Genomic DNA, 5,928 nt, shown 5'->3' on the forward strand with positions numbered 1-5,928 from the left:
CCCGTCCCCGGTACCCTCTCTTGGCACCATCTCCCCCCACCAGACCCCCAAAACACCCCCACCCCCCTTGATTTAACCCCCGACTCCCCCGCCCTCCTCACCTTCACCAGTGGCAGCACCGGACAACCTAAAGCCGCCCTCCGCCGTCACGGTTTTTTAATCCACCAGTACCAGATTCTGAAAGAGATCCTCAACCTCCAACCCGGACAAGTTGACCTCTGCACCCTACCCATTTTCGTCCTTGCTAACCTCGCTGCTGGAGTCACCAGCATCATTCCCGAGGGAAATTTGAAAGTTTTGGGCAAAATCAACCCTAAGCCCATCCTGCGTCAAATGGAACAGCATCAGGTGACACGCCTAGTCGCCTCCCCCGCCTTCCTCGACCGCCTTAGCCACTACGGCCAACAGCAGCATCTCACCTTACCCCACCTACAAACCATTTTCCTCGGCGGGGCCCCCGTCTTTCCCGCCACCCTCCAAGCCCTACAAAAAATCGCCCCCCAAGCCGCCTTAATCGGAGTTTACGGCTCAACAGAAGCGGAACCAATAGCCACCCTGGACTATAGCACCGTAAGTCCTAAAAACTGGCAAAAAATGACCACTGGGGGCGGTTTATTAGTGGGAAAGCCTGTCCTCAACTTAGAAATTATCCCCCCACACTGGGGAGAACCCTTGGGACCCTTCACCGAGAGCGAATTTCAGCATCATAGCTTACCCCCCCACCAAGCCGGGGAAATTGTGGTCAGTGGGGCGCAGGTATTAGGGAGTTATTGGCGAAACTATGGCAATTCCACCACCAAATTTAGAGTCGGGAATCAGGTGTGGCACCGCACCGGAGATGTGGGCTATCGGGACCACGAGGGGCAACTATGGTTATTAGGGCGCTGTGTGGGCTGTGTGGAAGACCAACAGGGTGTTCTCTATCCCTTAGCCGTGGCGGGGGTTTTGGCGGAATGTCCGGTGGTGGTGCGTTCCTTCCTGCTCTCCCGTCGAGGGCAACGGGTGTTAGTGTTAGAGTTAAATCCCAAGGCCGCCCACAGGCGCAAAGGTTGGGGGTTAAAATCCTTCCTCTGGCGAACTTTCTTGCCCCTTTTCCCCCCCTTGGGCATCATCTCCCGGAGCAAGTCCCAAGACTGGCCCCCTCACCCCCTACTCATCCCTGACTCAGAACTCCGCTCCCTCCTAGCCCGTTTAGATTGGGCGCATTTCCAGCAAGTGCAAATCGTCCCCCACATCCCCGTTGATCCTCGACATAATGCCAAAGTAGACTATGGTTTAGCTTTGAAAAAGTACGGTTTCTACGAACCTGACTCCCAGACTTATTCAGCAAGCCCTCATTAGTGACAAGTGAATATGGCCTAAAAAGCCTTTGGTGTCAATTAAACCTAGGTCATACTTTTCTCTCTTTTGTGATAGGGTGAAACCCCACTTTGCCCAACTCAACATCACAGATATATTGTCTGTGAATGCCCTATTTCTAGGTGTTTCTTTACACTGGCTACTCGTCAAGCTATACATTACTTTACAAATAGTTCCGTAGCATATTGCGATTTTGTAACAAAACAAGTCAAGGGTTATCCAGACTTTGTAGATTATGAGATCCTAGAAGACGGATTGATATTATTCGTGAGCTATGGAGAGAAGATAGATTATGATTGCCAACGAAAAACCGGGTAACGAAAAACCAACAGTTGTTATTACAGGAACTTCTTCCGGTGTAGGACTATATGCCTCGAAAGCCTTTGTCCAACGGGGATGGTTCGTTGTAATGGCCTGTCGGGACTTGATGAAAACGAGAAAGGCGGCTCAATCTGTGGGTATTCCCGAAGATAGCTATACTGTACTCCATATTGATCTAGGTTCTCTAGATAGTGTACGCCGTTTTGTCCAAGACTTCCGAAAAACAGGCAGACCCTTAGATGCTTTAGTCTGTAATGCGGCAATTTATATGCCGTTGTTAAAAGAACCCCTATGGTCTTTAGATGGTTATGAGTTGACCATGACGACCAATCATTTAGGGCATTTTCTCTTATGTAATTTGCTCTTAGATGATATGAAAAAATCCCCCCGTGACGATAAGAGAATGGTCATTTTAGGGACTGTTACCCATAATCCTGATGAGTTAGGGGGTAAAATTCCACCGCGTCCTGATTTAGGGGATTTAGATGGCTTTGCCCAAGGATTTAAAGCTCCTGTTACTATGGCAGATGGTAAGAAGTTTGAACCCGTAAAGGCTTATAAAGATAGTAAAGTTTGTAATGTGTTAACGATGCGGGAATTACATCGCCGTTACCATGAGTCTACGGGAATCACGTTTACGTCTCTCTATCCGGGATGTGTTGCGGATACGCCTTTATTCCGCAATCATTACCCCTTATTCCAAAAACTATTCCCTTGGTTCCAGAAAAATATTACTGGGGGTTATGTTTCTCAGGAGTTAGCTGGGGAACGAGTCGCTGCGGTTGTCATTGATTCGGAGTTCCGTCAGTCTGGTGCTTATTGGAGTTGGGGAAACCGTCAGAAAAAAGACGGCAAGTTTTTTGTTCAACGAGTTTCTCGTCAAGCTCGGGATGATGAAAAAGGCGAGAAAATGTGGGATTTCAGCGCTCGTTTAGTGGGTCTAGCTGAAGTGAAGTGCTGATTTAATTAAGAACTACTTTTTTAACCCCAGTTTCAGCGATTAACCGAAACTGGGGTTTTTAATGATAATTTATTTTTTTGCCTGTCTTTTTTCTGGGACTTGTTTTGGTTTTTCAGGCTATCCTAAAAGTTTGGTCAATGACCGATTACGGGATTAGCCACGACGAGCAATCCAGTATTTGCTGACTAGATGATTCTCAATGCGAATATCTGTAAACCCGGCTTGTTCTAAGCGTAGTTGTAAGTCATCATGAATATAATGCCGATAATAGGGTTCATGGTAGAGGGTGGGGAAGTTCTCCATCATGGGGGTAAAGTCAGGACGATCTACGGCTTGCATGGAATCGCAAATGATAAAGACTCCATTGGGTTTTAAGACTCGGAAGGCTTCCTCAATAACTTGTTGGCGAATTTTGCCGGGTAATTCATGGAATAGGAAAACGGACGTTACAGCATGGAAATATTGATCTAAGTAGGGCAATTCTTCCCCTTTGCCTTGGACTAATTGGGGCAATTCTCCGGGAAATTGGGAGAGGAGTTGATTAGCCCGACGGAGATAAGCGGGGGATAAGTCTAGCCCAAATAAAGATGCTTTGGGTAGGGTAGCGCGTAAAGCGCGTAGGGTGTACCCGGTGCCACAGGCAACATCTAAGACTCGAATCTGTTGGGGGAGCAGGTGGGCAAAATTGGCGGTTAACTCGCTCTTGAGGGGGGCTAATATTCTGCGTCGCATGGCATTGGCGCAACCATTGAACAATAGTTCTACTTGAAGGTCGTATAATTCGGCAGAGCGATCGCTTAAATAACCATTGGGTTGATGGTGAAAGTTCTGGAGGTAGTATTTCGGATAGCCTTGGGTTTCAATCTCTGGGTCAAAATGTTGATAGTTTTTCTGGGGCAACCGTTGCCACACTTTCCCCATTTCCAGCCACACTTGTGGGTAGTAACGCAGAAAATCATCCCACTGACTCTCAAATAACAAACTTTGGGGATAAACTCCCTGCTGTGCGTCTTCCCAATCCCGTTCCATGAGGTCGTCATTCATTTGTTTTAACGTTGACAACAGTTCCGGGGAGAGTTCCTGGAGGGGTTGATGCCATGCTTCCGGTAATACCCACTCTGTCAAACGACTAGCGGTCATTTTGTGGGCTAAACTGAGGGCATTTTTGGTCTGTTGAAAGGTTTGATAGGCCAGTTTGCCGAAAAGGTCGGGAATGGCGAGTTGAGGGACTAAGTTGGAAGTTGATGCCATAGGAAAAGGAAATTAAATGAGAGGTTTTGTGAAGTTTTGCAAAGTTATTATAACGGATTTTTCCTAGCTCAAAGGGGTCGGGTCAAGCTGAAGGGTGATCGCCAAGGGGGAGACGTTTTGGGCATCGGTGAGGTTGTACTGTAAGGGGGTGATGGAAATGTAGCGATCGCGGATGGCCTGAACATCAGTCAGAATATGGGCGGGCAAATCGGCATGATCGGGCTGTTCAATCTCCTCGACGGCCTCCCCGGCTAACCAGTAGTAGCTTTTCCCCCTAGGGTCTAAACGCTGCTCAAACTGCTCAATATAGCGCCGTACCCCTTGCCGAGTAATCTTCACCCCAGCGACACCCTCGGGGGGGAGTGCCGGGACATTGATGTTTAATAATGTTGCCTCCGCTAGGGGATGACAGACTAACTTTGCTAACAACTCTTGGATAAACTGGGCGGCTGTAGGGAATTCTTGGGATTGGAAACTGGTTAAACTCACCGCAATGCTGGGAATGCCATCAATTAGCCCCTCCATCGCCGCCGAAACGGTGCCAGAGTAAAGGATATCGGTCCCGAGATTTGCGCCCTGATTTATGCCAGAAAGGACGAAATCCGGGCGTTTTGAGAGGATAGCTTGTAGTCCCAATTTCACACAGTCGGCGGGAGTCCCGGAACAAGACCAAGCTTTAACACTGGGGGCATATAATCCTTCTACGATATTCGCCCGGATGGGCTGATGAATGGTTAAACCGTGACCTGTAGCGGATCGTTCCCGATCTGGACAAACCACTGTCACTTGATGCCCCACTTGGGCGAGGGTATTGGCGAGGGTACGGACTCCGGGGGCAAAAATCCCGTCGTCGTTGCTAATGAAGAGGTTCAGGGGTTGAGTCATGACCTATTGTAAGATAATTCAACACTCATAGTCATAACCGATGCTGACCATTACTGGAACGACTCGCTTGTTAGGGGTGATTGGCCATCCTGTAGAGCATTCTCTGTCCCCCACCATGCACAACGCTGCGATCGCCCACTTAAACCTGAATTATGTCTATTTACCCCTACCCGTCCCCCCAGAAGCCTTAGAGACGGCCTTAGCGGGCTTTCAGGCCATTGGTGTGGTGGGCTTCAGTGTGACGATTCCCCACAAACAGGCGATTATCCCCCTATTAAGCCAAGTGTCCCCCGTAGCCCAGGCCATTGGCGCTGTGAACACCGTCTGGCACACCCCCACCGGATGGCACGGCACCAACACCGATGTCACTGGATTTATGGCGCCCTTAAAATCCTTAGACCGGGATTGGTCGAAGGTGTACCCCGTGGTTTTAGGCAATGGGGGGGCGGCCCGGGCTGTAGTGGCGGGCTGTGTAGAATTAGGGTGTAAACGGGTGGCTGTGGTGGGGCGCGATCGCACCAAACTTGAAACCTTCCAACAGAGTTGGCACAACACCCCCTTCGCCCCAGTCGTGACGATCCACACCTACGACGACCTACCCACCCTGCTCCCCCAGACCCAACTCCTGATTAATAGTACCCCCGTCGGGATGCACCCCCACACCGCAGACAGTCCCCTCCCCCCCGAAGGGTGGCCCCACCTCCCCCCCAGTGCCATCGTCTACGACCTCATCTATACTCCCCGTCCCACCCGCTTCCTCCAACAAGCCCAACAGCGCGGCCTCCTGACCCTTGACGGCACAGAAATGCTCATTCAACAAGGGGCTGCTGCCCTTGAATTGTGGTTACAGCAGCCCGTCCCTGTCGAGATCATGGGTCAGGCCCTCTTGAATGCTCTAGATTCTCCCCACTCCTCCTGATTCATAAAAAATATAGCGGTAAGCGGGAAACTCAGAGGCTTTAGCCCTGAGAGGAAAGCGACTCGGCGAATTTATTCGCCGTGGTCTTCCTGATGATAGACTGACTTACCGATCATGTTTTCTTGAAAGCCCCGATACTTTAGGACGGGGATGAAAAGAAAAACAGTATGTAACCCGCGAAGCGTCAACACTTAATGAGCCTTGCCAGTTTTATTAAGTGTGTTATAATGGG

The 5,928-nt window shown here is 49.7% G+C and carries 5 protein-coding genes; 3 read left to right on the forward strand and 2 right to left on the reverse strand.

Going from position 1 to position 5,928, the window contains the following annotated elements:
* Together K4A83_RS21575 and K4A83_RS21580 are read left to right on the forward strand one after the other, a co-directional pair.
* On the forward strand, positions 1 to 1,341 hold a 1,341-nt coding region (locus K4A83_RS21575; protein WP_265266771.1), incomplete at its 5' end, for an AMP-binding protein.
* 310 nt (positions 1,342 to 1,651) lie between these two features.
* Positions 1,652 to 2,641, forward strand: a complete 990-nt coding sequence (locus tag K4A83_RS21580) for a protochlorophyllide reductase (protein ID WP_265266772.1) — start codon at positions 1,652 to 1,654, stop codon at positions 2,639 to 2,641.
* 153 nt (positions 2,642 to 2,794) lie between these two features.
* On the opposite strand, the gene K4A83_RS21585 is transcribed toward K4A83_RS21580, so the two are convergent.
* Positions 2,795 to 3,892, reverse strand: a complete 1,098-nt coding sequence (locus K4A83_RS21585) for a class I SAM-dependent methyltransferase (protein ID WP_265266773.1) — start codon at positions 3,890 to 3,892, stop codon at positions 2,795 to 2,797.
* A gap of 63 nt (positions 3,893 to 3,955) precedes the next feature.
* Positions 3,956 to 4,777 carry a 5'/3'-nucleotidase SurE gene (gene surE, locus K4A83_RS21590; RefSeq protein ID WP_265266774.1) on the reverse strand — a complete coding sequence of 274 codons (822 nt, stop codon included), beginning with the start codon at positions 4,775 to 4,777 and terminating at the stop codon, positions 3,956 to 3,958.
* Between the two features lie 40 nt (positions 4,778 to 4,817).
* On the opposite strand from surE, the gene K4A83_RS21595 reads away from it, so the two are divergent.
* Positions 4,818 to 5,696, forward strand: a complete 879-nt coding sequence (locus K4A83_RS21595; RefSeq protein WP_265266775.1) for a shikimate dehydrogenase — start codon at positions 4,818 to 4,820, stop codon at positions 5,694 to 5,696.
* Positions 5,697 to 5,928 lie beyond the last annotated feature (232 nt).

The organism is Spirulina subsalsa FACHB-351 (assembly GCF_026130165.1).
Lineage (GTDB): Bacteria > Cyanobacteriota > Cyanobacteriia > Cyanobacteriales > Spirulinaceae > Spirulina_A > Spirulina_A subsalsa_A.

Coding starts and splice junctions, on each gene's coding strand:
- K4A83_RS21580 (WP_265266772.1), top strand. CDS start 1,652: ATGATTGCCAACGAAAAACCGGGTAACGAAAAACCAACAGTTGTTATT.
- K4A83_RS21585 (WP_265266773.1), bottom strand. CDS start 3,892: ATGGCATCAACTTCCAACTTAGTCCCTCAACTCGCCATTCCCGACCTT.
- surE (WP_265266774.1), bottom strand. CDS start 4,777: ATGACTCAACCCCTGAACCTCTTCATTAGCAACGACGACGGGATTTTT.
- K4A83_RS21595 (WP_265266775.1), top strand. CDS start 4,818: ATGCTGACCATTACTGGAACGACTCGCTTGTTAGGGGTGATTGGCCAT.